20 protein-coding genes, 1 tRNA gene and 1 pseudogene are annotated in these 22,508 nt (G+C 46.6%); 9 read left to right on the top strand and 13 right to left on the bottom strand.

All coding sequences use genetic code 11. The features are described 5' to 3' along the window. The first annotated feature begins 16 nt into the window (after positions 1-16). From P2A85_RS28640 to P2A85_RS28625, 4 genes are all read left to right on the top strand, one after another. Positions 17-616, top strand: a complete 600-nt coding sequence (locus P2A85_RS28640; protein WP_377476850.1) for a nicotinate-nucleotide adenylyltransferase — start codon at positions 17-19, stop codon at positions 614-616. Further along, a complete protein-coding gene (locus P2A85_RS28635) occupies positions 577-1,326 on the top strand; it encodes an NUDIX domain-containing protein (protein ID WP_377476849.1) in 750 nt (249 codons plus the stop codon). Before P2A85_RS28640 ends, P2A85_RS28635 begins: the two co-directional genes overlap by 40 nt. 203 nt (positions 1,327-1,529) lie before the next feature. Further along, positions 1,530-3,389 (top strand): NAD+ synthase, encoded by a 1,860-nt coding sequence (locus tag P2A85_RS28630; RefSeq protein ID WP_377476848.1) that lies wholly within the window; start codon positions 1,530-1,532, stop codon positions 3,387-3,389. Between the two features lie 7 nt (positions 3,390-3,396). Then, positions 3,397-4,326: a DUF192 domain-containing protein gene (locus P2A85_RS28625; RefSeq protein ID WP_377476846.1), complete on the top strand. Its 930-nt coding sequence runs from the start codon at positions 3,397-3,399 to the stop codon at positions 4,324-4,326. Positions 4,327-4,371: 45 nt separating this feature from the next. Here P2A85_RS28625 and P2A85_RS28620 read toward each other — a convergent pair whose 3' ends face one another. The 4 genes from P2A85_RS28620 to ndhL all read right to left on the bottom strand — a co-directional run bounded on the left by P2A85_RS28620 (position 4,372) and on the right by ndhL (position 7,062). Continuing rightward, positions 4,372-5,076 carry a DUF6658 family protein gene (locus P2A85_RS28620; protein WP_377476844.1) on the bottom strand — a complete coding sequence of 235 codons (705 nt, stop codon included), beginning with the start codon at positions 5,074-5,076 and terminating at the stop codon, positions 4,372-4,374. Between the two features lie 571 nt (positions 5,077-5,647). Continuing rightward, positions 5,648-6,445, bottom strand: a complete 798-nt coding sequence (gene trpA / locus P2A85_RS28615; protein WP_377476843.1) for a tryptophan synthase subunit alpha — start codon at positions 6,443-6,445, stop codon at positions 5,648-5,650. Positions 6,446-6,540: 95 nt separating this feature from the next. Further along, positions 6,541-6,846 carry a DUF3007 family protein gene (locus P2A85_RS28610; protein WP_377476842.1) on the bottom strand — a complete coding sequence of 102 codons (306 nt, stop codon included), beginning with the start codon at positions 6,844-6,846 and terminating at the stop codon, positions 6,541-6,543. Continuing rightward, on the bottom strand, positions 6,847-7,062 hold the full coding sequence (ndhL, locus tag P2A85_RS28605; protein ID WP_340522086.1) for an NAD(P)H-quinone oxidoreductase subunit L: 216 nt from the start codon (positions 7,060-7,062) through the stop codon (positions 6,847-6,849). 210 nt (positions 7,063-7,272) lie between these two features. Here ndhL and P2A85_RS28600 point away from each other — a divergent pair. Then, a tRNA-Leu gene (locus P2A85_RS28600) sits at positions 7,273-7,357 on the top strand. Between the two features lie 116 nt (positions 7,358-7,473). Then, a pseudogene (gene thiL, locus P2A85_RS28595) lies at positions 7,474-8,100 on the top strand (thiamine-phosphate kinase); the annotation flags it as partial. A 1,268-nt stretch (positions 8,101-9,368) separates the two neighbouring features. Here the strand turns inward: thiL and P2A85_RS28590 are convergent. The 4 genes from P2A85_RS28590 to P2A85_RS28575 all read right to left on the bottom strand — a co-directional run bounded on the left by P2A85_RS28590 (position 9,369) and on the right by P2A85_RS28575 (position 12,643). Next, the gene (locus tag P2A85_RS28590; RefSeq protein ID WP_377476840.1) at positions 9,369-10,016 is read right to left on the bottom strand and encodes a hypothetical protein; all 648 of its coding nucleotides are present in this window, start codon (positions 10,014-10,016) and stop codon (positions 9,369-9,371) included. A gap of 164 nt (positions 10,017-10,180) precedes the next feature. Further along, entirely contained in the window at positions 10,181-10,939 is a 759-nt protein-coding gene (locus P2A85_RS28585; RefSeq protein WP_377476839.1) for a Uma2 family endonuclease, read from the bottom strand. Positions 10,940-11,004: 65 nt separating this feature from the next. Further along, a complete protein-coding gene (locus P2A85_RS28580; protein ID WP_377476838.1) occupies positions 11,005-12,174 on the bottom strand; it encodes a cysteine desulfurase family protein in 1,170 nt (389 codons plus the stop codon). 67 nt (positions 12,175-12,241) lie between these two features. Continuing rightward, on the bottom strand, positions 12,242-12,643 hold the full coding sequence (locus P2A85_RS28575; RefSeq protein ID WP_377476837.1) for a hypothetical protein: 402 nt from the start codon (positions 12,641-12,643) through the stop codon (positions 12,242-12,244). Positions 12,644-12,834: 191 nt separating this feature from the next. Here P2A85_RS28575 and P2A85_RS28570 point away from each other — a divergent pair, with 191 nt between their 5' ends. Then, the gene (locus P2A85_RS28570; protein ID WP_377476836.1) at positions 12,835-14,520 is read left to right on the top strand and encodes a DUF655 domain-containing protein; all 1,686 of its coding nucleotides are present in this window, start codon (positions 12,835-12,837) and stop codon (positions 14,518-14,520) included. Between the two features lie 47 nt (positions 14,521-14,567). On the opposite strand, the gene P2A85_RS28565 is transcribed toward P2A85_RS28570, so the two are convergent. The 5 genes from P2A85_RS28565 to P2A85_RS28545 all read right to left on the bottom strand — a co-directional run bounded on the left by P2A85_RS28565 (position 14,568) and on the right by P2A85_RS28545 (position 19,885). Then, the gene (locus P2A85_RS28565) at positions 14,568-15,278 is read right to left on the bottom strand and encodes an MORN repeat-containing protein (protein ID WP_377481769.1); all 711 of its coding nucleotides are present in this window, start codon (positions 15,276-15,278) and stop codon (positions 14,568-14,570) included. A 102-nt stretch (positions 15,279-15,380) separates the two neighbouring features. Further along, entirely contained in the window at positions 15,381-16,133 is a 753-nt protein-coding gene (locus P2A85_RS28560; RefSeq protein WP_377476835.1) for an MORN repeat-containing protein, read from the bottom strand. 232 nt (positions 16,134-16,365) lie between these two features. Beyond that, complete coding sequence (locus P2A85_RS28555; protein ID WP_377476833.1) at positions 16,366-17,826, bottom strand: hypothetical protein; 1,461 nt, start codon at positions 17,824-17,826, stop codon at positions 16,366-16,368. A 197-nt stretch (positions 17,827-18,023) separates the two neighbouring features. Beyond that, entirely contained in the window at positions 18,024-19,616 is a 1,593-nt protein-coding gene (locus P2A85_RS28550) for a hypothetical protein (RefSeq protein WP_377476831.1), read from the bottom strand. Between the two features lie 74 nt (positions 19,617-19,690). Further along, a complete protein-coding gene (locus P2A85_RS28545) occupies positions 19,691-19,885 on the bottom strand; it encodes a hypothetical protein (protein ID WP_377476830.1) in 195 nt (64 codons plus the stop codon). 181 nt (positions 19,886-20,066) lie between these two features. Between P2A85_RS28545 and gpmI the strand changes: the two genes are divergently transcribed. After that, a complete protein-coding gene (gene gpmI, locus P2A85_RS28540) occupies positions 20,067-21,668 on the top strand; it encodes a 2,3-bisphosphoglycerate-independent phosphoglycerate mutase (RefSeq protein ID WP_377476829.1) in 1,602 nt (533 codons plus the stop codon). Positions 21,669-22,015: 347 nt separating this feature from the next. Further along, a complete protein-coding gene (gene secG, locus P2A85_RS28535) occupies positions 22,016-22,255 on the top strand; it encodes a preprotein translocase subunit SecG (protein WP_341734261.1) in 240 nt (79 codons plus the stop codon). Positions 22,256-22,508: the final 253 nt, after the last annotated feature.

Below are 22,508 nucleotides of genomic sequence, written 5' to 3'. Positions count from 1 at the left end.
CAATTCCCAATTCCCCATGAAAAGAATTGCCTTGTTTGGAACCAGCGCCGATCCGCCTACTGCCGGACACAAAACTATCCTGAATTGGCTGGCTCAGCATTTTGACTGGGTAGCAGTTTGGGCATCGGACAATCCTTTTAAATCTCACCAAACTTCTCTGGAACATCGATCGGCAATGCTGCTGTTAATGATTCAAGAAATTAATTCCCCACGGCACAATCTTTGTTTATATCCAGAACTCAGTAGTCCGAGGACGCTAGAAACTGTAGCACGGGCAAAATCCATGTGGGGAAATGTCGAGTTGACCCTAGTAATAGGTTCAGATTTAGTGGAACAATTGCCTCGCTGGTATCAAGTTGAAGATTTGTTAAAACAAGTGCAATTGCTAGTAGTCCCACGACCTAATTATCCACCACAAGAGTTAGATTTGTGGCAGTTGAGACGAAGGGGTGCGGATGTGGCGATCGCATCTTTGAATGCTCCCAATGTTTCTTCAACATCCTATCGGGAAACAGGAGACACCGAAGCCCTGACTCCGACCATCGAAGATTACATTAATAGGGAGAATTTATACGCATGGCACGAGGCACAAAAAAGAGCGAAGGTTGCTCATTAGCTGACTTTAAAGTCGGAGTAGATAATGTGATTTTCTCCGTCGATACTTTACAGAACCGCTTATTGGTGCTGTTATTAATGCGGCATGACGAACCTTTTATCGACTTTTGGAGTCTTCCGGGTACTTTGGTGCGCCACGGGGAATCTCTGGAGAATGCAGCTTATCGGATTTTGTCGGAAAAAATTCGGGTAAAAAACTTGTATTTGGAGCAATTGTATACTTTTGGAGAACCGGGGCGCGATCCCAGGGAATTCACCAGAGGCGATCGTTATCTTTCTGTCAGTTACTTTGCTTTAGTTCGCTTGGAAGAAGCTGAATTGATTGCTGGGAGTGTGGTGGCTGGTGCCGGCCACCGTGTCAGTGGCATTGCTTGGTATCCTGTGGAACAAGTTCCTAAGTTGGCCTTCGATCACAATCAAATTCTCGAATACGGATACCGGCGCTTGCGGAATAAACTGGAATATAGTCCCGTGGCTTTTGAAGTCTTGCCGGAACTTTTCACTTTAAGCGATTTGTATCAACTTTATACTACTATTTTGGGGGAAACTTTTTCAGATTATTCTAATTTTCGCGCCCGATTATTGAAACTAGGTTTTTTGTGTGATACCGGTGTAAAAGTTTCACGGGGTGCCGGTCGTCCTGCGAGTTTGTATCGCTTCGATCCGGAAGCTTTTGCCCCTTTAAAGGATAAACCTCTGGTGTTTATTTAATTGTTTACAGGATGACATTAGATGATAAATTTAGTAAGATTACAGTATAAAAAATTCAGGAGTACAGGCGATGAAAGCCCCATATGAGTGCGCGAATATTCTGGAAGTTCGCGAAGAAGAAGCATTACAAGTCTGATTCGTGAGTAATCCTTCTTCACATCGATCTTCTTTCTTCTTCCTTCTAGATTAGGTAATTTGGTAATATGAAAATTGCGATCGCACAACTAAATCCTACAATTGGTGATATTTTTGGCAATGCCAACTTGATTCTGGAATCTGCAAAAAAGGCTGCGGGTGAAGGAGCAAATCTATTGCTAACACCGGAACTTTCTCTGATAGGTTATCCACCACGAGATTTGTTGATGAACCCTAGTTTTATTGCCGCGGCTGGGGACAAGTTGCAGCAATTAGCCCAGGATTTGCCAGGGGAGTTGGCAGTGATAGTCGGCACTGCTATTCCTAATCCTAACGCTGTGAAAGCAGGGGGAAAATCCTTGTTTAACTGTGCTGTTTTGTTGGTCAATGGCAGGGTTCAACAAGTATTTAATAAACGGTTGTTGCCTACCTATGATGTATTTGATGAAGATCGGTATTTTGAACCAGGAAGCCAAAGCGATTTTTTTAAATTAGGTAACATTAAAATTGGGATTACAGTCTGCGAGGATGTGTGGAATAATGAGGAGTTTTGGGGGAAACGCAGTTACGCCGGTGAACCTTTTTTGGATTTGGTCAAAGCTGGTGTGGATTTAGTGTTGAATTTGTCGGCATCGCCTTATGCTGCCGGAAAGCGGGGAGTGCGATCGGCTATGTTACAACATAGCGTAATTCGCTCAGGTATACCTATTGTTTACGCTAATCAAGTGGGGGGAAATGATGATATTATTTTTGATGGTAGCAGTTTTTGTATCAACAGAAACGGTGAATTAATTCAGGTACTAGCTTCTTTTGAAACGGATTTTGGGGTGATTGAATATGACGAAGCTAAACGGGATTTAGTGGACATTACCTCGCAAAATCCTACAGAAGTTAAGGGCGCACCTTTAAGTTTTTCTCCGCAGGTTGGGGATGCAGAAATTTGGGCTGCTTTGGTTTTAGGGGTACGAGATTATGTTCGCAAGTGTGGTTTTTCTAAGGTTGTATTGGGCTTGAGTGGGGGGATTGATTCGGCTTTGGTGGCTGCAATTGCCAGTTATGCGATCGGACCGGAAAATGTGTTGGCCGTTCTCATGCCTTCTCCCTATAGTTCCGATCATTCGGTGAATGATGCTTTGGAATTAGCTAAAAATTTGGGTATTGGGATGGAAATGTTGCCCATCGCTGATTTGATGAAAGCTTACGATCGCACTTTAGCTAATTTGTTTGTCGATACCACTTTTGGCATTGCTGAGGAAAATATTCAATCGCGAATTCGTGGCAATCTGTTGATGGCAATTTCTAATAAGTTTGGCCATTTGCTGCTTTCTACTGGCAATAAATCGGAAATGGCGGTGGGTTACTGCACTCTCTATGGCGATATGAATGGCGGATTGGCGGTGATTTCTGATGTGCCAAAAACTCGCGTTTATTCCCTTTGTCAGTGGCTGAATGCTGGGGGAATAGGGAAGGGAAAAGATGAGGCGGAGCCTCTAGATCTGCGTTCCCAGGCAGAGCCTGGGAACGAGTCTGTAGGGGCGGTGCCCCCGTGCCCGCCCTCTCCTCCGTGCCCGCCCTCTCCTCCGTGCCCGCCCTCTCCGTCCCCGTCCCCGCCCTTTGGGAAGGAGATAATTCCTGGTAATATTATTAGTAAACCGCCTAGTGCTGAACTGAAACCGGGACAAATTGACCAAGATTCTTTGCCTGCTTATGATATTTTGGATGACATCTTGGAGCGATGGATCGAAAATCATGAATCTGTGAAACAAATTGTGGCGGCGGGACACGATGAAGCGGTGGTGGCGCGTATACTAAAATTAGTGAGACAGGCGGAATTTAAACGGCGACAAGCGCCTCCGGGTTTGAAAATTAGCGATCGCGCTTTTGGTACTGGTTGGCGAATGCCCATCGCTAAAGCTTCCTTTTATTAAATAGAAAATGGCTAATATCGAAGGTACTTTCGGCTTTGATTTTCTGCTGGGAAGTCCCAACAGCGATCTGATTAGAGGATTGGCGGGTAATGACACAATTCAAGGTTTCGGGGGAAATGACCTGCTTTTTGGCGATCGGGAAAATGATTGGCTCGCCGGAAATGAAGGCGCTGATACCCTCGCGGGAGGCCAGGGAACCGATACCATCTATGGAGGACAAGGAGATGATGTAATTAATGGCGATCGGGGCCAAGATTTGCTAATCGGTGGTGAAGGCAAAGATATCTTGACAGGTGGTGCGGGGGATGATTTATTTGTGATGGAAATAACCGCTGCTCCATCGAGTCTAGATAGATCCGATTTAATTACCGATTTTGGCAACGGAAATGATAAAATTGTCTTAACAGATGGCATGAAGTTTAGCGACTTAGATATCTCTATTTCCGATAACCAAACTGTGATAAAAAATAAAAATACTGGCCAATATTTAGGAGCTTTTGCGGAAATAGTTAATTTATCACAATCCAACTTTATATCGCTGTTTGGGGGGATTGATGTGGGTCAGATTTTGCCAATTTCTGTTAATACTAACATCGGCGATCGCGCGATCGGCTTGGAAGTGGCCCAAACTCCCCAAGAACAACAAATTGGTCTGATGTTTCGCACAGAATTGCCCGAAGACAGGGGAATGTTGTTTCCCATTGAACCCGCGCGAAATGTACGTTTTTGGATGAAAAATGTATTTATTGAACTGGATATGATTTTTTTGCGGGGAGGGGTAGTGCAGGCGATAATCCCCAATGTGCCGCCCTGTTTAACTGAAAACTGCCCCAACTACGGCCCGGATGTTCCAGTTGATGCAGTGATGGAACTCCGAGGAGGAAGGGCAGCCCAATTAGGGTTGAAAGTGGGCGATCGTCTTCCCAATCTACCCTAAATAAACATCGACAATCACCTGATGGTGCAATCAGAATTGATATGATTAGTCGATCGCATCAACCGCTCTTTCAGCAGCTCGCTGAGTTCTATCAATATCTCGGTTCACTTTAGAGCTAACCTTGTCCGAGACATCATCAGCATTAGACTTTACAGTCTCCAAAGCATCTTTAACATTTTCCCTGCCTTGTTTGAGGTTGTATTGAAGGGCATCCTTACCCTCTGCTACTCTGTCTTTTGCCCCTTCAGTGGCCTCTTTAACCACTTCTTTTGCTCCCTTCACACCATCGCGAGTATTTTCTTTAAGGTTAGCCATGTTTTTTTTGGTGTTTTTCCCAAACTCATCTAAATTCTCCTGAGCACTGCGAACATCGTCATTCAATTTGTTGCCAATGTCCTTGAGTTTATCAGGGCCTTCATCGGCCACCCGTCGGACATTTTCACCCACATTGTTGCTAGCTTTAGTATCGATGCGGCGCTGTGCTTCATCCTTCAGCATCTTGGCTTTTGCTTCTACTTTTGTCATGTTGGCATTTCTGGGATCGACATCGCTATATTGGTTCTGCCCACCTTTATATTCAGAAGTTACAGCCTCGGAAGGAACTTCTTCTCTAAGTTTGTCGGCAGTCTTTCCTGCAATCACATCCGTGCCGCTACACGCAGTGCTAACGAACACTAAAATGCCCGCCATAAACACTGTTAACAACTGTCCAAATCGAATTTTTTTGATAAACGCAGTTAGTCTGTTCATAAAAAATGCTCCTTGCATACTATACTATGGTTCATATATTGAAATGCCTGTGGCTTGGTAAATGGCTACCATTACAAAATCAGGAATTTCAATACTCTTTCAGCATACGAATAAAAATAGGACTTGTTTATCTATCTCAAGTTACATTTCTCAATTGTTTAGTGGGTGAAGGAAGAAGGAAGAAGGAAGAAGGAAGAAGGAAGAAGGACCTTCGACTCCGCTCAGGAACCGCTTCAGGAAGAAGGAAGAAGGACCCCCCAAGGGCCAGGGCTGTTTCATTCTGGTGACAAATCATGGTTTTGTAGGGGTAGTGCCACCGTGCCTACCCTCTTCGTCCACTCTCTCTTCTCTGCCTTCGCGTACTTCGCGCCTTCGCGGTTAAATCATTCCGATACAACCGGAATTGATATTACTACCCACCTTGTTATCTCAAAAAAAACCTTCCTTCAGGTCGGAAACCTAAAGGAAGAAAACCTTTTATCTCAAGTACAACAATGTCTTTGGGAGCAATTATGGCAAGCTCGATCGCACTCCGGCATCTATCTAATGATAGAAATTATCGGCAAGGCTGCTAAGTATTTTGAATTGCTACTTTGAGACTCTTGCAGAATTGGCCGATAGATTCTAAACCCTGTTCTGGAGTGCCATCAGCTAAACGTTTGACAAAAGCACTGCCGACAATCGCAGCATCTGCGCCCCATTCTTTCACCTGACGAGCGTGTTCCGGTGTCGAAATCCCAAAACCGATGCCGATGGGTTTTTCGGTGACGCTGCGCAGTTCTTGCAGTAACTCTTTTGCTCGCTTTTCTAATCCATCCCGAACTCCTGTAACACCGGTGACGCTGACTAAGTAAATAAATCCTTGAGATTGCTTAGCAATAGCTTCTATGCGGCTTTTGGGACTTGTGGGAGCCACTAATAATGTGAGTTCAATGCCTAATTTGTTGGCTGGTTGAATTAGGGTTTCGGCTTCTTCTAAGGGCAAATCTGGTACTACTAATCCCTGGACTCCGGCACTTTTGATTTGCTGCAAGAAAGTTTCTATACCTCGATACAAAATCGGGTTATAGTAGGTGAACAGAATAATGGGCGATCGCAAATTAGGGCTAACTTTGGCGACCATTTCCAGCACGTCATCTAAGCGAGTTCCGTGCTGCAAAGCCCTGGTAGCAGCAGCTTGAATGACTGGCCCGTCAGCCAGGGGGTCAGAATAGGGAACACCAAGTTCGATCGCATCAGCACCGTTGTCATCCAAAACTTGCAGTGCTTTAGCCGTTGTCTCCAAGTCTGGGTCGCCAGCAGTAATGAAAGGGATTAAAGCGCACTGATTTTTTTGGCGCAGGTTTTCAAAGCAATTAGAAATAGTCATTAGTTATTGGTTATTAGTCAGTGGTTATTGATTATTGGTTATTGGCAGCACCGCGCCCGCTCGCGTAGTCGAAGGGCGCCGCTAATAACTAATAACTAATTATTTTTTTCCTGTTCAATTTCGGCTTGAATTTTTGCCAATTCTTCGGGAGTCAGTGCATCAAGCTGCTTCTGCAATACTGCTTCTTTGTAGTCCTTCAGTTGCTGACTGTAGGTCATACCTTGAGTAACAGCTCGAAATAAATAGGTAGCCAGCCATCCAATTAAGCCGGCCACCAAAAATAATTGACTCCAGATACCAGCCTTGGTGCTGTCGAGTCCCGCAAATTGCAGCAACAAGTAGGCTAACCCACCAGCCACAAAGACACCGAGTGTGATTGCAATTACGTCTATACGTCGCATTTAGGCTTCTATCTGCCGCCGTTTGGGGCGAAAATTTAAAAATGGAGCTAGGAGAAACATACCTGGGAAAAAGAAGAACATCAAGAAGTACATGAACGCCCGCTCCAAAGAAGTAGCAATGTACCAGCGGCTGTTGAGATAGGCGTAGGTAGCTGCGGGTACTACCAGGAGATAAGCTCCCGCCAAGACGGCGTATAGCAGTAGGGTAATATACATAGATTTGCTTTAGCGGAATAATTACAGGCGGTAGGTGAGATAGGTGCGATCGCCTAGGACACACTGATTGATTATTGTACCGCTTAGGGGGATGCAGCGCGGTTTTTGAGAAATTTTCGATTAGGGGTTGCGTAAAATAGGGTTTTGGTTGTATTGTATAAAGCTGTGGTTGTCTGTGGGGGCATAATCCTGCTACAGTAACTTAAATCAGGGGGTGTGGCGGAATGGTAGACGCTACGGACTTAAAATCCGTTGACCCGAAACGGTCGTGTGGGTTCAAGTCCCTCCACCCCCATACTTTTCAAGGCTTCGTGAGTCAATAGTTTCAGACTTATTGATTGACCGAGATTTTTGTTTGCCGCTCATCATAACCATAACAAGCTCTCTTCCCTCTGGGATGAATTAAAAATTATGGTCATTAAAGATATCGGAGAACAAGGTCTTTTAAAAATATTGCAAAAATTTTGCCCCCCAGAGATAGTTGGTGATGATTGCGCTGTGATGGTGACAAGTCCCAACCAATCTCTGGCTGTGACGACGGATATGTTGGTGGATGGAGTGCATTTTAGCGATCGCACTACCAGCCCCTATGATGCAGGATGGCGCGCGGCAGCCGCGAATTTGTCGGATCTGGCAGCGATGGGAGCAAGACCTCTGGGGGTGACAGTAGCCCTGGCTGTGGCGGCGGATACGGCTGTGCTGTGGGTGGAAGAGTTTTATCGGGGGATGACGGCTTGTTTGCAAGTGTATCAGACGCCGATCGCCGGAGGGGATGTGGTGCGATCGCCCGTTGTGACTGTGGCGATTACGGCTTTTGGGGAGGTTGAGCGCGATCGTATCATTAGTAGGTCACAGGCGCGATCGGGCTGGGCAATTGTGGCTACGGGTGTTCACGGGGCCTCTCGCGCTGGATTGGAGTTGCTGTTGAATCCTGAATTTGGGCAAAATCTGGAACAGGGCGATCGGGCTACTTTGATTCTAGCCCACCAGCGCCCTCAACCGCGGCTGGATGTTTTGCCTGTGCTTTGGGAAATCTTGGGTTGTGAAGATGGGATGGAACCCCCCCTCAGTCCCCCCCTTAGTAAGGGGGGGAAGCCGGATTTGAATTCTCCCCCCCTTAGCAAGGGGGGGCCGGGGGGGGTTAATTCTCCCACGCTGATGAATGAGGATTTGAATTCTCCCCCCCTTAGCAAGGGGGGGTCGGGGGGGGTTAATTCTCCCACGCTGATGAATGAGGATTTGAATTCTCCCCCCCTTAGCAAGGGGGGGTCGGGGGGGGTTAATTCTCCCACGCTGATGAATGAGGATTTGAATTCTCCCCCCCTTAGCAAGGGGGGGTCGGGGGGGGTTAATTCTCCCACGCTGATGAATGAGGATTTGAATTCTCCCCCCCTTAGCAAGGGGGGGCCGGGGGGGGTTAATTCTCCCACGCTGATGAATGAGGATTTGAATTCTCCCCCCCTTAGCAAGGGGGGACCGGGGGGGGTTAATTCTCCCACGCTGATGAATGAGGATTTGAATTCTCCCCCCCTTAGCAAGGGGGGACCGGGGGGGGTTAATTCTCCCACGCTGATGAATGAGGATTTGAATTCTCCCCCCCTTAGCAAGGGGGGGCCGGGGGGGGTTAATTCTCCCACGCTGATGAATGAGGATTTGAATTCTCCCCCCCTTAGCAAGGGGGGACCGGGGGGGGTTAATTCTCCCACGCTGATGAATGAGGATTTGAATTCTCCCCCCCTTAGCAAGGGGGGACCGGGGGGGGTTAATTCTCCCACGCTGATGAATGAGGATCTAAATTCTCCCCCCCTTAGCAAGGGGGGGCCGGGGGGGGTTAATTCTCCCACGCTGATGAATGAGGATCTAAATTCTCCCCCCCTTAGCAAGGGGGGGCCGGGGGGGGTTAATTCCCCAATTGCGATCGCCGGAATGGACAGTAGCGATGGTTTAGCAGATGCGATTATTCAAATTTGTCTGGCTAGCGGTGTTGGCGCAAAAGTCGATCGCCCCAAAATACCAATTCCCCATATTTTCAGCGAACTTATATCAACTGAAACAGCTTTAGAATGGGCATTGTACGGCGGGGAAGACTTTGAGTTAGTGCTGTTTTTGCCACTGGTGCAAGCTGAGTTATTGGTAGAAAAAATCGGAAATGGGGCCGCGATTGTGGGAATGACTACAGATAGCACGGATATCTGGTTGACTGATAGCAGTGGTATTTATCCTGATGTTGTATTAAAGCTCGATCGAGGATTTCAGCACTTCTAAATAATCTCTTAGTCAGCCTAGGAACTTGGGCGAGGGTTGAGTCAAGCCGGCGAACCATTAGTTCTGTTACTGTAAGCAGTAGCCAGATTCTGTTGAGTTTGAGCAAACTTTTCGCTACCCGGTTCCCGATTATTTAAAACTATTTGATAACCAGTAATGGCAATTTCCATATTCTTCTCTTTATTACCGCTGCTAAACTCACTAATATGACCACTCAAACTTTCAATTAGGCAAATAATTGAGCTAATTGTTTCTGAATTTTCACCGTCAAGTAACTTAGAAGAAACTTGCTCTAAAGTCCGGGCAAAACAGTCATTCAGCAGATGTTGCCGTTGAGCTAGCATCGGAAAAATTACTGCACTATCGCTATTGCTAGCTTGTTCTGCTTGCAATAATTCTAGGAAGAAGTTTGCATATTCTTGAAAATTTTCCACTTCAGAGTTATTGCTATTTCCGTCATCATTCAGATCCATGAATTGCCCTAGCTCACGGGCCAGATTTCGCAGAAATTTAGCACCATTTTCCCCTCCTTGTTGAGCCAAGGTTGATGCTACTAACTTGCAAGTTTCCAGAAATCCGCGATCCAACAATTCTGAATTATCCTGTAATATCTGCGGTTCGTCTCCGTTGGGGCAATTCAGCAAGCTGTGAATTAATTGGAGATAGGATTGGGCGCGGTTTTCTTCCATTGTGGGGAGTTGTCAATAACACCGGAATGTATTTTATCATGATTGGTCGGTGACGAAAAACCGGGTTTTTGCGACAGACTTGGTTACAGGCGAAAATTCTGGAAAAAACCCGGTTTCTTTGGTTATGTGCAGAAAGAATGGAGTCGGCGATTTCAATCGCCCCATCATAATTGATTTGGATCGATTCCCATTTCTCGGAGTCTTGATTCTAAAGCTTGCGATCGCGATCGTTCTTGTTCCAACAAAGCTTCTGTATCAGTGGCGCGTTGCTCTGCTTGCTGTCGCAGTTGCTCTGCTTGCTGTCGCAGTTGCTCTGCTTCGATAGCCCGTGCTTGGGCTTCTCGCCGCAATTGAGCCAGTTCCACAAAACTCATAAATGGTTCTCCCGACGGGTCAAACATTTCGAGTCCCTTGTCAGATAACTGGAACCGCACGCCCAGTCTGGGACTGATCCAACCGTCTATTTGTTCGATCGCTTCTAATTGTTCTTGTTGACGTTGCCATCCTGTCAATTCTAAGCTTTGTGGGTCGTACAAATAGTATTCTTCCACACCATAACGTTCGTAAAATTTGAACTTTTGAATCATCGGAGCAGGTCGATTTCCAGGCGACCAAATTTCAAACACGACTTGCGGCGCAATACCATCTTCTTTCCATTGTTGGTAAGAACCTCGATATCCTTTTGGTGTACCAAAAACTACCATCACATCGGGTGCTTGGCAAAGTTTATTATTTCCTTCAACGGGATACCAAAGCAAATCGCCGGCCACAAAAACATTTGGGTCATTAGCAAACAATAGTTCTGAATTTTCCTTGATCCAGACGATCAATCGAAATTGCTCAGTATTGTCTGACATGGGTTCTCCGTTATCGTCGGGGTAGATTATATTTGATTTGTCGGGAGATTGCAGTTGTGTAACCATTGCTGTTTCCCCAAATTGGCTGGTAATAATATAGCATTGTAAACGATTTCAACGTCATTGGTAGCTTATTTACATAATGCTACTTTGGGAATTAATCTCTCCAAAATTTGCTCGATCGCCTTGGCCGTCCAATCAATATCAGCTTCCGTTGTTTCCCGTCCCAGACTCAACCGAATGCCGCAAATAGCCATTGTTTTGCTATATCCCATTGCCAATAATATCGAACTTGGAGTTAGTTTTCCGCTGTTACAAGCAGAACCGGAACTAATGCCAATTCCCGCCAAATTGAGCTGTCTTACTAAAGTTTTTCCCGTCACTTTTCCTGGGTCGCAGTCGGGAGAAACAATGCAAAAACTGACGTGGTGTGGCAGTCTACAATATCGATCGCCAGTTGGTACTAAACTAGGTACGTGGGCTAATCCGTCAAAAAGGCGATCGCGCAATTCAATTAATCTTGCAGTTTCCCCATCCATCTCCTGGGATGCCAATTCCGCCGCCACCCCAAAACCCACAATTATCGGCACTGCTTGCGTCCCCGAACGCAGTTTCAACTCTTGGCCACCACCAGTCAAGATTGGCGCTAATTTTACACCAGGACGCACGTAAAGCGCCCCCGCACCTTGGGGCCCATACAGCTTGTGACTGGAAAGGGAAAGCAAGTCTACGGGAAGTTTCTGGACATCGATAGGTAATCTGCCAGCAACTTGAACTGCATCGGTATGAAACAGGATATCGCGATCGCGGGCGATCTTTCCTAATGCTTCAATTGGTTGCAGCGTGCCAACTTCGCTTTGTCCGTAAATAATGGAAATTAACACTGTATTCGATCGCACTGACTGCTGCAAATCCCAAGGGTGAACTCGCCCAAGTTTATCCACCTGTAGGCGAGTCACTTCCCATCCCCACTGTTCAAGTTGTCGCGCGGTTTCTGATACTGCCGAATGCTCTACGCTAGAGATAATTATGTGCTGTGGCGTAGTATAAAGACGCGCAATTCCCATGATTGCTAAGTTGTCAGCTTCAGTACCACCTGAAGTAAAAATCATCGATTCAGGGAGAGCGTTAATCAGGCTAGCTACCTGCATTCTGGCTAATTCTAAAGCTGTGGCGGCTCTTTGTCCCCACTCGTGCAAACTCGAAGGATTTCCCCACTGTTGAGCAATAGCTTTTTGCATCGCATCAATTGATTCTGGGCGTGTGGGAGTCGTGGCGCTATAGTCGAGATAAATTTGCATGGCTTTAAATAGGTTAGTTATTGGTTATTTGTTATTGGTTATTTGTTATTTTTTGTTGGTTATTTAACTAACTTCCCGGTTTACAAACATTATAGTCTTCGTGGGACAAAACTTTTTGGGGAATCAAGAATGTCCCACAATCTTCGCAGAGCATTCTGTAGTTGCGCGTTACAGGAATACTCACGATCAAACGATTGTGACGCAGGCGTTTGCCACCGAAATCTCTGTAATTTTTATTTTCGCCCAAAGCTGCTATAATCGATCGTGCTTTAGTCACTACATGATCTGGCAGACCTCTGAGGTCGATAACATCTCTGGCAAATGAAGCCTCCCTTTCCTGTTTTTTGGTTTGTTTTTCCTCCCGCAGTTGGACGCACTGCTGCTGTGCTGCAAACTCTTGCCTACAGCGATGACAGGTTTTACCATATCCTTTGTGACCGCACCGAAAAAGTGTTTTTCTTTTAGCCATAAAGCAGCAGTATCGGGTTCGATCCACGCCCCTGAATGCTGCTACCCTACCAGTGATGCTTCCGGCATCGAGGCAGTCTTAAAAGACGTATAATCTATTCCCTTTCATAAATTTAATAGGTTCTAACCATACATTATCGAATATATTTGAACGGTAAGCTGATAAATAACCTCAAGATTTTTTAAACTTTTGTGGATAAACTTTTTTATATTTTACTGCGTTTGTGCTCGCTTTTGTTACTGACAATCGGTCTGGCTGCTTGTGGACAACGAGAGCAAGAGTTGCCTAAATCCTCTCCCAGTCTGACTCCCTTGCCTCAAGACCCTTTGTTGCAAGTATACTTCAATCAGTCACTCACTTCCAGTTATACAGAGCCTTATCGTCTGCAAACTAGACCTGGAGATGATTTGGAAAAGTTGGTCACGGAGGCGATCGCCACTGCTGAATCGACGGTAGACGTAGCGGTGCAGGAGTTTCGCTTGCCCGGTATAGCGCGAGTTTTAGCCGATCGCCAACGTTCTGGGATCAAAGTGAGATTGATTGTCGAACATATCTATAGTCGCCCTTGGAGCGATTTTTCCGCGTCGGAGTTAGGGAAATTACCCGAAAGAGAGCGCGATCGCTACCAGGAATTTGTTCAACTTGCCGATACTAATAAAGACGGGAAATTGAGTGCCGAGGAAATCAAAGAAAATGATGCTTTGCTAATTCTCAAAAATGCGGGTATTCCTTTAATAGATGATAGGGCTGACGGTTCTAAAGGTAGCGGCTTGATGCACCATAAAATTGTGATTATTGACAATAAAACCGTGATTGTAACTTCAGCTAATTTTACAACTAGCGATGTACATGGTGATTTCAAAACAGCAGAAAGCCGCGGCAACGCTAACAATTTATTAAAAATTAAAAATCCTGAATTAGCACAAATATTTACTCAAGAATTTAACATCATGTGGGGCGATGGACCAGGAGGCAAACCAGACAGTAAATTTGGCATTAAAAAGCCCTTTCGTCAAGTACAAAAAATCCGAGTAGGGAATGGGACTGTGGCGGTGCAATTTTCGCCGACTTCCAAGACATTACCATGGGAAAAAAGTGTTAACAGTTTAATTAATAAAACTTTGGGACGTGCCAAAAAGTCAGTGGATTTGGCACTGTTTGTTTTTTCGGCTCAGCGGTTAGCAAATACTCTGGAAATTGAGGCGAGGCGGGGAGTTGCAGTGCGAGTTTTAATTGACTCTAATTTTATTTATCGCCCTTACAGTGAAGGTTTGGATATGATGGGGGCGACTTTAATTGAACATTGCCAGTTGGAAGCGGACAATCGCCCTTGGAAACAACCCCTAACTACGGTGGGAGTACCTGTGTTACCAAAGGGCGATCGCCTGCACCACAAATTTGGGGTTGTAGATGGAAGTACGGTGATTACAGGCTCTCATAACTGGAGTGAGGCTGCAAATCATGGGAATGATGAGACGCTATTGGCGATCGACAATCCGGTAGTTGCAGCCCATTTTGAGCGGGAGTTCGATCGGCTTTACAAAGGTGCAATGTTGGGAATTCCTCCCCGAATCAAGCAGAGAATTGATGCTAGGAAAAAAGAGTGCGAATCAGTACCATTAGCATCCAAATCTTCAACAGTGACGGCGGGAAATGTCGCCGCCAAACTTCCAATTGCTGCTGGTAAAAAATTAGTTAATTTGAATACCGCGAGTCAGGCAGAATTGGAGACTTTGCCGGGAGTTGGGCCGAAGTTAGCCGAAAGGATTATAGCAGCGAGGAAACAGCAACCTTTCACATCTGTGGACGACGTGGCGCGGGTGCAGGGAATTGGGGACAAGATTTTAGAGAGATGGCGCGATCGGGTAACTTGGTAGTTAAGGTAGACTTACCTAATACCGGACGATCGCACTTATTGCCATTTTTAACGTTCGACCCGCTTCCCCTCCTTGAACACTCCCGGAAAGCGCTTGCCACTGCTATCAATAATGGTGCCTTTACCGTGAGGCAATCCCTTGCGAAATTCTCCCTCATAGCGGATACCATTGGAGAACGAACAACTACCCCTAGCATCGAGTTCTTGATTAAAAAATTGTCCCGAACACCGGGTACCGTCGGCGCGGGTGAACACCCCGGCACCTAAAGGTTTACCCCCCAAAAATTGACCGACAAATCGATCGCCATTAGCAAAAATGAATTGCCCCTGTCCAGTCGGCGTACCCACTTTCCAATCGAGAGAAAACGGCCCAACGTAGCGATCGCCATTCGTAAAAATAGCTGTTCCAGTGCTAATTTTGCCATCTCGGAATATACCCTCAACGCGGGCATCATCCTTAAAGATAAATTGTCCTCGACCGTTTGGCTGACCAAGGCGAAACTGCCCCTCATAGCGATCGCCGCTGGAGTAGATGTATACCCCCGTGCCACCGGGCAAACCGTTAACAAAGTCTCCGATGTAGCTGTCGCCACTGTCGTAATCGCACCTAACTCTACCTGTAGCGATCGCAGGGACACAGCGACCACCCTTAGCAGGTGTTTCCGCTACTGATGGCAATGGATAAGTCAGGTAGCTACTAATTCCCCAAACAGATGCAACTAATAGACCGATTCGACTGATTTTAACAGGGGAAATCATTAACCAAGTTTCTCCTATGCGATTCTGGATATTATTTTGCTTTGTCATTTGTCCTTTGTCCGATTTCGGGTCAAAACTTGCCTTTGGGCATCTATTTATGATTTAGGACAATCCCGGTTTGCCGTTGCGAAATACTCCCGGAAAGCGCCTGCCGCTGGCATCAATCATCGTCCCGACACCGTGAGGTACTCCCTTGCGCAATTCTCCTTCATAGCGCGTACCGTTGGGGAAAGAGCAACTAACAGAAGCATCTAGTGCGAGATTGAAAAACCTGCCAGAACAGCGAGTGCCGTCTGCCCGCACCAATACCCCAGGTCCAAAGGGCGCGCCAGCAAAGAATAGTCCTTCATAGCGATCGCCATTAGCATAAAAAAATTGACCCCTGCCCGCAGGTTGGCTGCTAATCACATTAGTTTGAACATTTCTGACAACTCCGAACTCTCCGACGTAGCGCTCCCCATTGGGAAAAACCACCGTCCCAGACCTCATCGTGCCGTCTTGGAAGATGCCTGTGTAACGGCCATCATCTTTAAAAATAAATGTCCCTCTGCCGTTGGGTACTCCATTCCGAAATTGTCCTTCGTAGCGATCGCCATTAGCATAGACATAAACTCCGGTACCATCGGGCAGACCGTTGACGAAATCTCCCTCGTAGTTGTCTGCTCCCTCATAATTACATTTAACTCTCCCTGTAGGAGGATTGCCTTGACAGACGGGAGGGCGTTTGCCTTGTTCTGGTTTTGCATCGGGTTTTGGTTGAGCCATTGACTGCTGGGGATTCAAGAGATTAGTGGCAGCTCCGATGTAAGAAGCAACTAATATCACGATCCCTAATTTTTGAATTGAACCGAGCATGGAAAATCTCCTTTGACTTCAGAGTAATAGTAATAGGAATTTTAGAGCAGCTAAGACTTGCTGAAAAGTCTGGTATTGATTAATCCTGTTGTTACCCCCAATGGTGATTTTTCAGCAGCGCTAACTCTATATTGATTTTACTGTCAAACTTCGATATCAGCCGCTTTTAAAAATCTAGGTAAACCTAGCAAGACTCAGCGGTTTAAGTTTCTTAAGCATTCTTTCCTATCGCTTACGCTTCCTCAATGTCAAGGTTGCCCAGGAAATCCCTGTTAGAGTTAGAATAGTAACTATGTCTATTAGTTATTATTCCAGATTGCTTGATTTTTTTATTCAGTTGATTCCACAGGCTCCAAACGTGCTTTGTTGAGTTCACCTCAACAAAGGCGGTTAAGGAGCCTGGTATTTTTTCCGACAATCTCATTCCCCTACGGCCGATAACTAACGCCGCTGCTTCATCACTAGCCAAACCATACATCCTCAGATATTTGACTAAACCAATAATACTAGAATAAGCAGGATTGACCGTTAAAAGCTCAATACCTCTGTTAGAAATAATTGACTTGAACAACTTAAAAAACTCAGAATAAGCCCAACCTGATAGCATCCGAGCATATTTCTTGCCACGTTCTCTAAGTTGCTCTTTCTTGCTGGTAAAGTCTAATTCCTCGCAGACTATTGGACATTGAAACTTGATAGCTAATGCCGATAATTCTAGGCAAGCTTTAACAATTTGAGCTCGCTGTTTACCCTTGGGTAAACCAGTTTGTAGTGGGATTTTACCGCGTGCTTTCAAGTTACCTTCGGTATCAATATACGCCCAACCAATCGAGCCGGCATTCATGTCGATACCAATACAGCCATAATCTACAGAACGCGATACCTGCTCAACATTGGAGGGCGTGAAACTAACAGCAACACACCATTTACCAGATTTATAATAGAAGTGCCAAGTTTTAGCGCCCGTAGCTGGTAATCGGTTAATATTGCGAGGGAAGTCGCCAATATACGAATCTACATTTTTACCAAACTTAGATTCTAAACAAGCTGGCACTCTAACTATTAAATTATCCCCATCCCACTGACACACTTGATTACCATAAGATTCATCTTTGGAACCCACGATAAAGGCTTGATTCTTGGGGACACGAACCCGCACAGGGATTGATTTTAGGACGGCTAATATTTGCCGATACCTGGTCAGCTTACGTTTTTTATTGTGTATCTGAAATCGTAGGTTTTGCCAGTTAGTTTGTCTATACTTTAGGTCACTAGATAACGGAAATGCACAACCGCTTTTACTATTTTGCCAGTTATTTTTAGCGTAAAACTTCCGAGCTAATTTGAGTTTTCTCTCAGCTTTTTTCAGCCAAGATTCACAAGATTTAACTTTATTTTGTAAGGTTTTTATGTGTGAAATACGGCACTCCTTGGCGCTATCAACAGCACCCTTAGCCGATGAGATTACACCATTGGCATGACGTTTGCTAATACCGTAAGTTTTTTGTAGGTGCGTGTTCCAGTATGACTTGTTAAATCCTTCTCCTAACATCATAAAGTTGACAGTTTCACATACTGCTTTGTGAAATATTGGTGTGTAAGCGCTCAAAAACATTTCTAGCTGAGTTTTACCGATCGCGTTCAACTCATCTATCGGTGTAGAAAGTGCTTTGCAGTAAGTGATGCTGGTCATTTAGTTCGATAGTTGTCGGGTTCGCCTGACTTGATTTTTATATATTAACATCTATCTTAAATCTACTGACCACCCTTGAATTAACTTTTATTTCTAGGTAAATCTAGGTATTTTGGCAACTGCTGACAACCCTAAATGCAAAAAGGCAAAAAAGAAAGTTTTTGCCTTTAGCATTTTTTACACTTTACAATCAATTGTTAGCGTCCCGTCGCTCTATTAGGATTTGGCAAACTGCCAATAACTGCATTGGCGGGTTTTTGTTCGCGACTTGGGGGTTTTTCGCCAACTGCTTTGGCTACCTCAACGCCGTTTTCCTCCAGAATCACGATCGGGTCAGCTCCTGACTTGACATCAACCCGCTTCACCAACACTTGCCCGTTAGACAACCGCTGGCCGACTTTGACATATCGACTGGTTGGTTCATTCGGTACTCTGACAATCACTTGCGTCTCGTTTCCGACTTTGACCACCCCGCTGACTTCAGTGCCTGTAGCGAGGTCAGTAGAAGGTGGTGGTGGAGGCGCAGGAATTGCAGGCACTTGCTTGACCGGAGGCGGATTGGGGTCGATCCACTGGGGTGGGCGCTTGTCTACTGGTAGTGGTGGCAGATTCGGCACTCCTAGGGGTCTAGCTGCAATGGGCTGGGGCGGGCGCGGGGGTGCTGGACGGCTAGGAGTGCTAGTAACTCTTCTGGCAATAGGATTGGGCGCTCTCCACTGGGGTGGGCGCTTGTCTACTGGCAGTGCTGGCAGATTCGGCACTCCTAGGGGTGTAGCTGCAATGGGCTGGGGCGCGCGCAGGGTTGCTGGACGGCGGGGATTTCTACCGGTAGTGGTTGCTGGATTTAGACGAGTTCCTAGTTGAGGAGTATTTATGCCGGGAACTGGGCGGGGGGAGCCAACTTGGGCCCCCTCGCCCCCTGGCAAACCGGGCTGTCCAGGGCGAGAGCCAAATTGAGGAGTATTTATGCCGGGAATTTGGCGGGGGGAGCCAACTTGGGCCCCCTCGCCCCCTGGCAAACCGGGCTGTCCAGGGCGAGGGCCAACTTGAGGAGTATTGAGGCCCGGAATTTGGCGTGGAGAGCCAACTTGGGCCCCCTCGCCCCCTGGCAAACCGGGCTGTCCAGGGCGACGGCCAACTTGAGGAGTATTGAGGCCCGGAATTTGGCGTGGCGAGCCTATTTGCGACCCATTGCCCCCTGATTGGGAAGGGTCTGTCTGGGAGGCTGTTACTATCCTAGTGCCTGATTGACCGCCCCTGGATGAACTGTTGCGACTCACAATTGGAGCGATCGGCTCTATTTTGGGGGGAGGCGATGACTCTGGTAGTTTCGGTAGCAGGGCAACTTGTCGTTGTGCCAGTTTGGGGAACGGATTGGCAATCTGACCAACTTCTACATTAGCTCCGGCTGGGTTTTGAACTGCGATCGGTGGCAGCGGCCCAAAGGGGTCTATCTGAGCAGGATTTGGTGTCAACGCTCCCGACGGTATGGGCTGACCAGGGGCCGGTGGGTTTTTGGGCTGGCTCTTGTTGTCGCCAATCCCTGTGGCACTCTGTTGTGCCCGTTGGTCTGGGTTGGTCGATCGAATTAAGCCCGGAGGCTGAGCGGCTACGACTGGAGACGGGAAATTCTGAGTTCCTGGGGTGGAGCTAGCTGCTGCTGACGGTGATGGAGAAGCTCCACTAGGAGTCGGGCTGGGGCTGGCTGTGTTGCCACCCCCACCGTCACCACAGCCTCCGATCGCAAAAGCTAGTAGTCCTATAGTTGCAAAATATAAAAGTTTGTGCATTGCCGATCGCCCCTAAATGCTTGATTACAAGATCCAACAAGGCTTTGCAATTACAGCCTGTTATCGCTTTTAGTTTATCTGTGTTCGATGTTATGCGATCGCTTCACAATTGCCAAGTTCTCCCAGGCGTCATTCCCACCATCCTCACCGTTCCCCCAGCGCCTTGAGTCCGCAATTTTTCCCCTCACAGCCCTAGACTTCTCCAGAAAAGCCCGTTTTGAACTGGCTGTTTGACCAGTCCCACAATCATAACTATTGGAGAGGTCCATAGTCTTGACATCTGAAGGTGAATTATGTTAACTTGCCGTTTTAATAGTGAATGAAATTTTCATTCCGTAAAAAAGAAAAAAACTAAAATTATCCCCTGGCTTCGGGTGAACAATCACACCGTATATATCTGTCTACTTAACTGATTAACTGAGAAATTATACTTACAAATAGGGTATTGTCATGGCACAAGCGTCTGTATCTCCTGTAGTGCTGATTATTCTAGACGGCTGGGGTTATCGTGAAGAAAAAGACGGAAATGCGATCGCCACCGCAAAAACACCAGTTATGGACAGTCTGTGGGCCGCTTATCCCAGAACTCTAATTCGCACTTCTGGCAGAGCCGTAGGCCTACCCGAAGGGCAAATGGGCAACTCCGAAGTTGGTCACTTGAATCTGGGTGCGGGTAGGGTAGTCCCTCAAGAGTTGGTGCGGATATCGGATGCAGTGGAAGATGGTTCTTTGCTGAGCAATCCGGCTCTAGTTAAGCTGTGCGAGGAAGTGCAAGCTAGGGGCGGGAAGTTGCACCTGACTGGCCTTTGTTCCGAAGGTGGGGTTCATTCCCATCTCAGTCATATTGTAGGTTTGCTGAAATTGGCAAAAGCACAAGGCATTTCTGAGGTTTGCATTCACGCCATTACTGACGGCCGCGATACTACTCCGAAAGAGGGTGTGGAAGCTCTGGCCAAAATAGAAGGTTATATCCAACAGGTAGGGATTGGCAAAATAGCCACTCTCAGCGGTCGCTATTATGCGATGGATCGTGACAAGCGCTGGGATCGGGTGCAACGTGCCTATGATGTGATGACGACTGAGGGCGCACCTGATGGTCGATCGGCTGTGGACCTGTTGCAGGCATCTTATGGTGAAGGGGTGACGGACGAGTTTGCCCTCCCGACCCGCATTGCGCCCGGAGCAGTGGCATCCGGCGATGGGCTGATTTTCTTTAATTTTCGCCCGGACAGGGCTAGAGAGTTGACTCAGGCCTTTGTCGATCCAAATTTTAAAGGGTTTGAACGGCAGTTAATTGAGCCGCTGACCTTTGCTAGTTTTACTCAATACGATCCGAAGTTGTCTTCAGTTTTGGTGGCTTTTGAACCTCAGAATTTGAACAATATTCTGGGTGAGGTGATCTCGAAACAGGGTTTGCGGCAGTTGCGGACGGCGGAAACTGAAAAGTATGCTCATGTGACTTATTTTTTTAATGGAGGTCTAGAAGATCCTTTTGAGGGAGAAGACCGGGAAATGGTGCAGAGTCCGATGGTGGCGACTTACGATGAGGCACCTGAAATGTCGGCGGCCGTGGTGACGGATGGGGCGCTGGCGGCGATTGAGAAGGGTATTTATTCGTTTGTGGCGATTAACTACGCTAACCCTGATATGGTAGGTCATACGGGGATGATGAATGCCACTGTAAGTGCGATCGAAACTGTGGACAAATGTTTGGGGAGGCTGGTGACTGGCGTTACCAAAGCTGGGGGAACGGCAATTATTATCGCTGACCACGGTAATGCTGAGCAGATGTTTGATGAGGATGGAAATCCTTGGACGGCTCACACTACTAACCCAGTGCCGTTTATTCTCGTAGAAGGCGAAGGTCTGAAGATTCCTGGTCACGGAACGGATGTTCCTTTGAGGGAAGATGGCTGTTTGGCTGATATTGCACCGACGATTTTGGAGTTTTTGAGATTGCCTCAGCCTTCTGAGATGACAGGACGTTCTATGATTCGATCGGCTGATTTTGAAGTTCGCGCTAATCGCTCTCCGGTGCGAGTCCGGTTGTAGTAGGGACACGGCACTGCCGTCTCCGACTCTAGTAGGGACACGGCACTGCCCAAGGAGTGTCAACTTAAGCTGTGAGTCCGCCAGTCCTTGCGCCCACCCGCTAGTCCGCCAGGGAATGAATTCCCTGTCTAATAGCTAAAGTCCTCTTGCATAGGACTAATGAGTTCTTCAGTCCTCTTGAGAGGACTTTCGCTTTGAGGCAGGGGTTTAAACCCCTGCCGGACTATGGGTTTTACCTTAATTTGACACTAATGGGCACTGCCATGTCCCTACATAAATTGCGGGCGATCGACCGGATTTGATATGATAATAAGTCACCAATTACCGATTACCAATTACTCACAATTATGAATATTGTTTCTGTTTTACAAGTTATCTGGTCTTTGTCTGCTCTTGGAGTTGTGATTTTTGTGTTGCTGCACAGTCCTAAAGGTGATGGCATTGGAGGTATTGGAGGACAAGCTCAATTGTTTACAAGTACCAAGAGTGCTGAGACTACTCTGAATCGGATTACTTGGGGTTTGGCTATTGTTTTTATAGGTTTGACGGTGATTTTGAGTGCTGGTTGGTTGACTCCTAAGTTATAAAATTAGGCAATAATTCACGGGCCAGATGTACGTGCCACAATCAAATTGATTGGGGAGCATCCCGGTTTTGTAAGGGCTAGAGCATCCTAGGAATATATTTGCAAAACACAGATGCACCCATTGATTCTTTGTAGAACAGGCATTTTGCCTGTTCTTGAAAAGGGTGCAAGATATGAGGTTTAACTGCGGTTGCAAAAATGTGGTTGTGGAAAGTTACCAGAAGATTTTGGAGACTGTTTTCAGTCGCTTTATG

This window comes from Microcoleus anatoxicus (genome assembly GCF_042465725.1).
GTDB lineage: Bacteria > Cyanobacteriota > Cyanobacteriia > Cyanobacteriales > Microcoleaceae > Microcoleus > Microcoleus anatoxicus.
The sequence above is the reverse complement of the archived record's forward strand: the minus strand, read 5'-3'. Positions and strand labels throughout refer to the sequence as shown.

Excerpts from the sequence above, each read along its gene's own strand:
- P2A85_RS28635 (WP_377476849.1), top strand. The coding sequence starts at position 577 with ATGGCACGAGGCACAAAAAAGAGCGAAGGTTGCTCATTAGCTGACTTT.
- P2A85_RS28565 (WP_377481769.1), bottom strand. The coding sequence starts at position 15,278 with ATGATTTCCCCTGTTAAAATCAGTCGAATCGGTCTATTAGTTGCATCT.
- secG (WP_341734261.1), top strand. The coding sequence starts at position 22,016 with ATGAATATTGTTTCTGTTTTACAAGTTATCTGGTCTTTGTCTGCTCTT.
- P2A85_RS28550 (WP_377476831.1), bottom strand. The coding sequence starts at position 19,616 with ATGCACAAACTTTTATATTTTGCAACTATAGGACTACTAGCTTTTGCG.
- P2A85_RS28575 (WP_377476837.1), bottom strand. The coding sequence starts at position 12,643 with ATGGCTAAAAGAAAAACACTTTTTCGGTGCGGTCACAAAGGATATGGT.
- trpA (WP_377476843.1), bottom strand. The coding sequence starts at position 6,445 with ATGACTATTTCTAATTGCTTTGAAAACCTGCGCCAAAAAAATCAGTGC.
- P2A85_RS28610 (WP_377476842.1), bottom strand. The coding sequence starts at position 6,846 with ATGCGACGTATAGACGTAATTGCAATCACACTCGGTGTCTTTGTGGCT.
- P2A85_RS28555 (WP_377476833.1), bottom strand. The coding sequence starts at position 17,826 with ATGACCAGCATCACTTACTGCAAAGCACTTTCTACACCGATAGATGAG.
- ndhL (WP_340522086.1), bottom strand. The coding sequence starts at position 7,062 with ATGTATATTACCCTACTGCTATACGCCGTCTTGGCGGGAGCTTATCTC.
- P2A85_RS28640 (WP_377476850.1), top strand. The coding sequence starts at position 17 with ATGAAAAGAATTGCCTTGTTTGGAACCAGCGCCGATCCGCCTACTGCC.
- P2A85_RS28545 (WP_377476830.1), bottom strand. The coding sequence starts at position 19,885 with ATGGACCTCTCCAATAGTTATGATTGTGGGACTGGTCAAACAGCCAGT.
- P2A85_RS28620 (WP_377476844.1), bottom strand. The coding sequence starts at position 5,076 with ATGAACAGACTAACTGCGTTTATCAAAAAAATTCGATTTGGACAGTTG.
- P2A85_RS28560 (WP_377476835.1), bottom strand. The coding sequence starts at position 16,133 with ATGCTCGGTTCAATTCAAAAATTAGGGATCGTGATATTAGTTGCTTCT.
- P2A85_RS28625 (WP_377476846.1), top strand. The coding sequence starts at position 3,397 with ATGGCTAATATCGAAGGTACTTTCGGCTTTGATTTTCTGCTGGGAAGT.
- P2A85_RS28590 (WP_377476840.1), bottom strand. The coding sequence starts at position 10,016 with ATGGAAGAAAACCGCGCCCAATCCTATCTCCAATTAATTCACAGCTTG.
- P2A85_RS28585 (WP_377476839.1), bottom strand. The coding sequence starts at position 10,939 with ATGGTTACACAACTGCAATCTCCCGACAAATCAAATATAATCTACCCC.
- P2A85_RS28580 (WP_377476838.1), bottom strand. The coding sequence starts at position 12,174 with ATGCAAATTTATCTCGACTATAGCGCCACGACTCCCACACGCCCAGAA.
- gpmI (WP_377476829.1), top strand. The coding sequence starts at position 20,067 with ATGGCACAAGCGTCTGTATCTCCTGTAGTGCTGATTATTCTAGACGGC.
- P2A85_RS28630 (WP_377476848.1), top strand. The coding sequence starts at position 1,530 with ATGAAAATTGCGATCGCACAACTAAATCCTACAATTGGTGATATTTTT.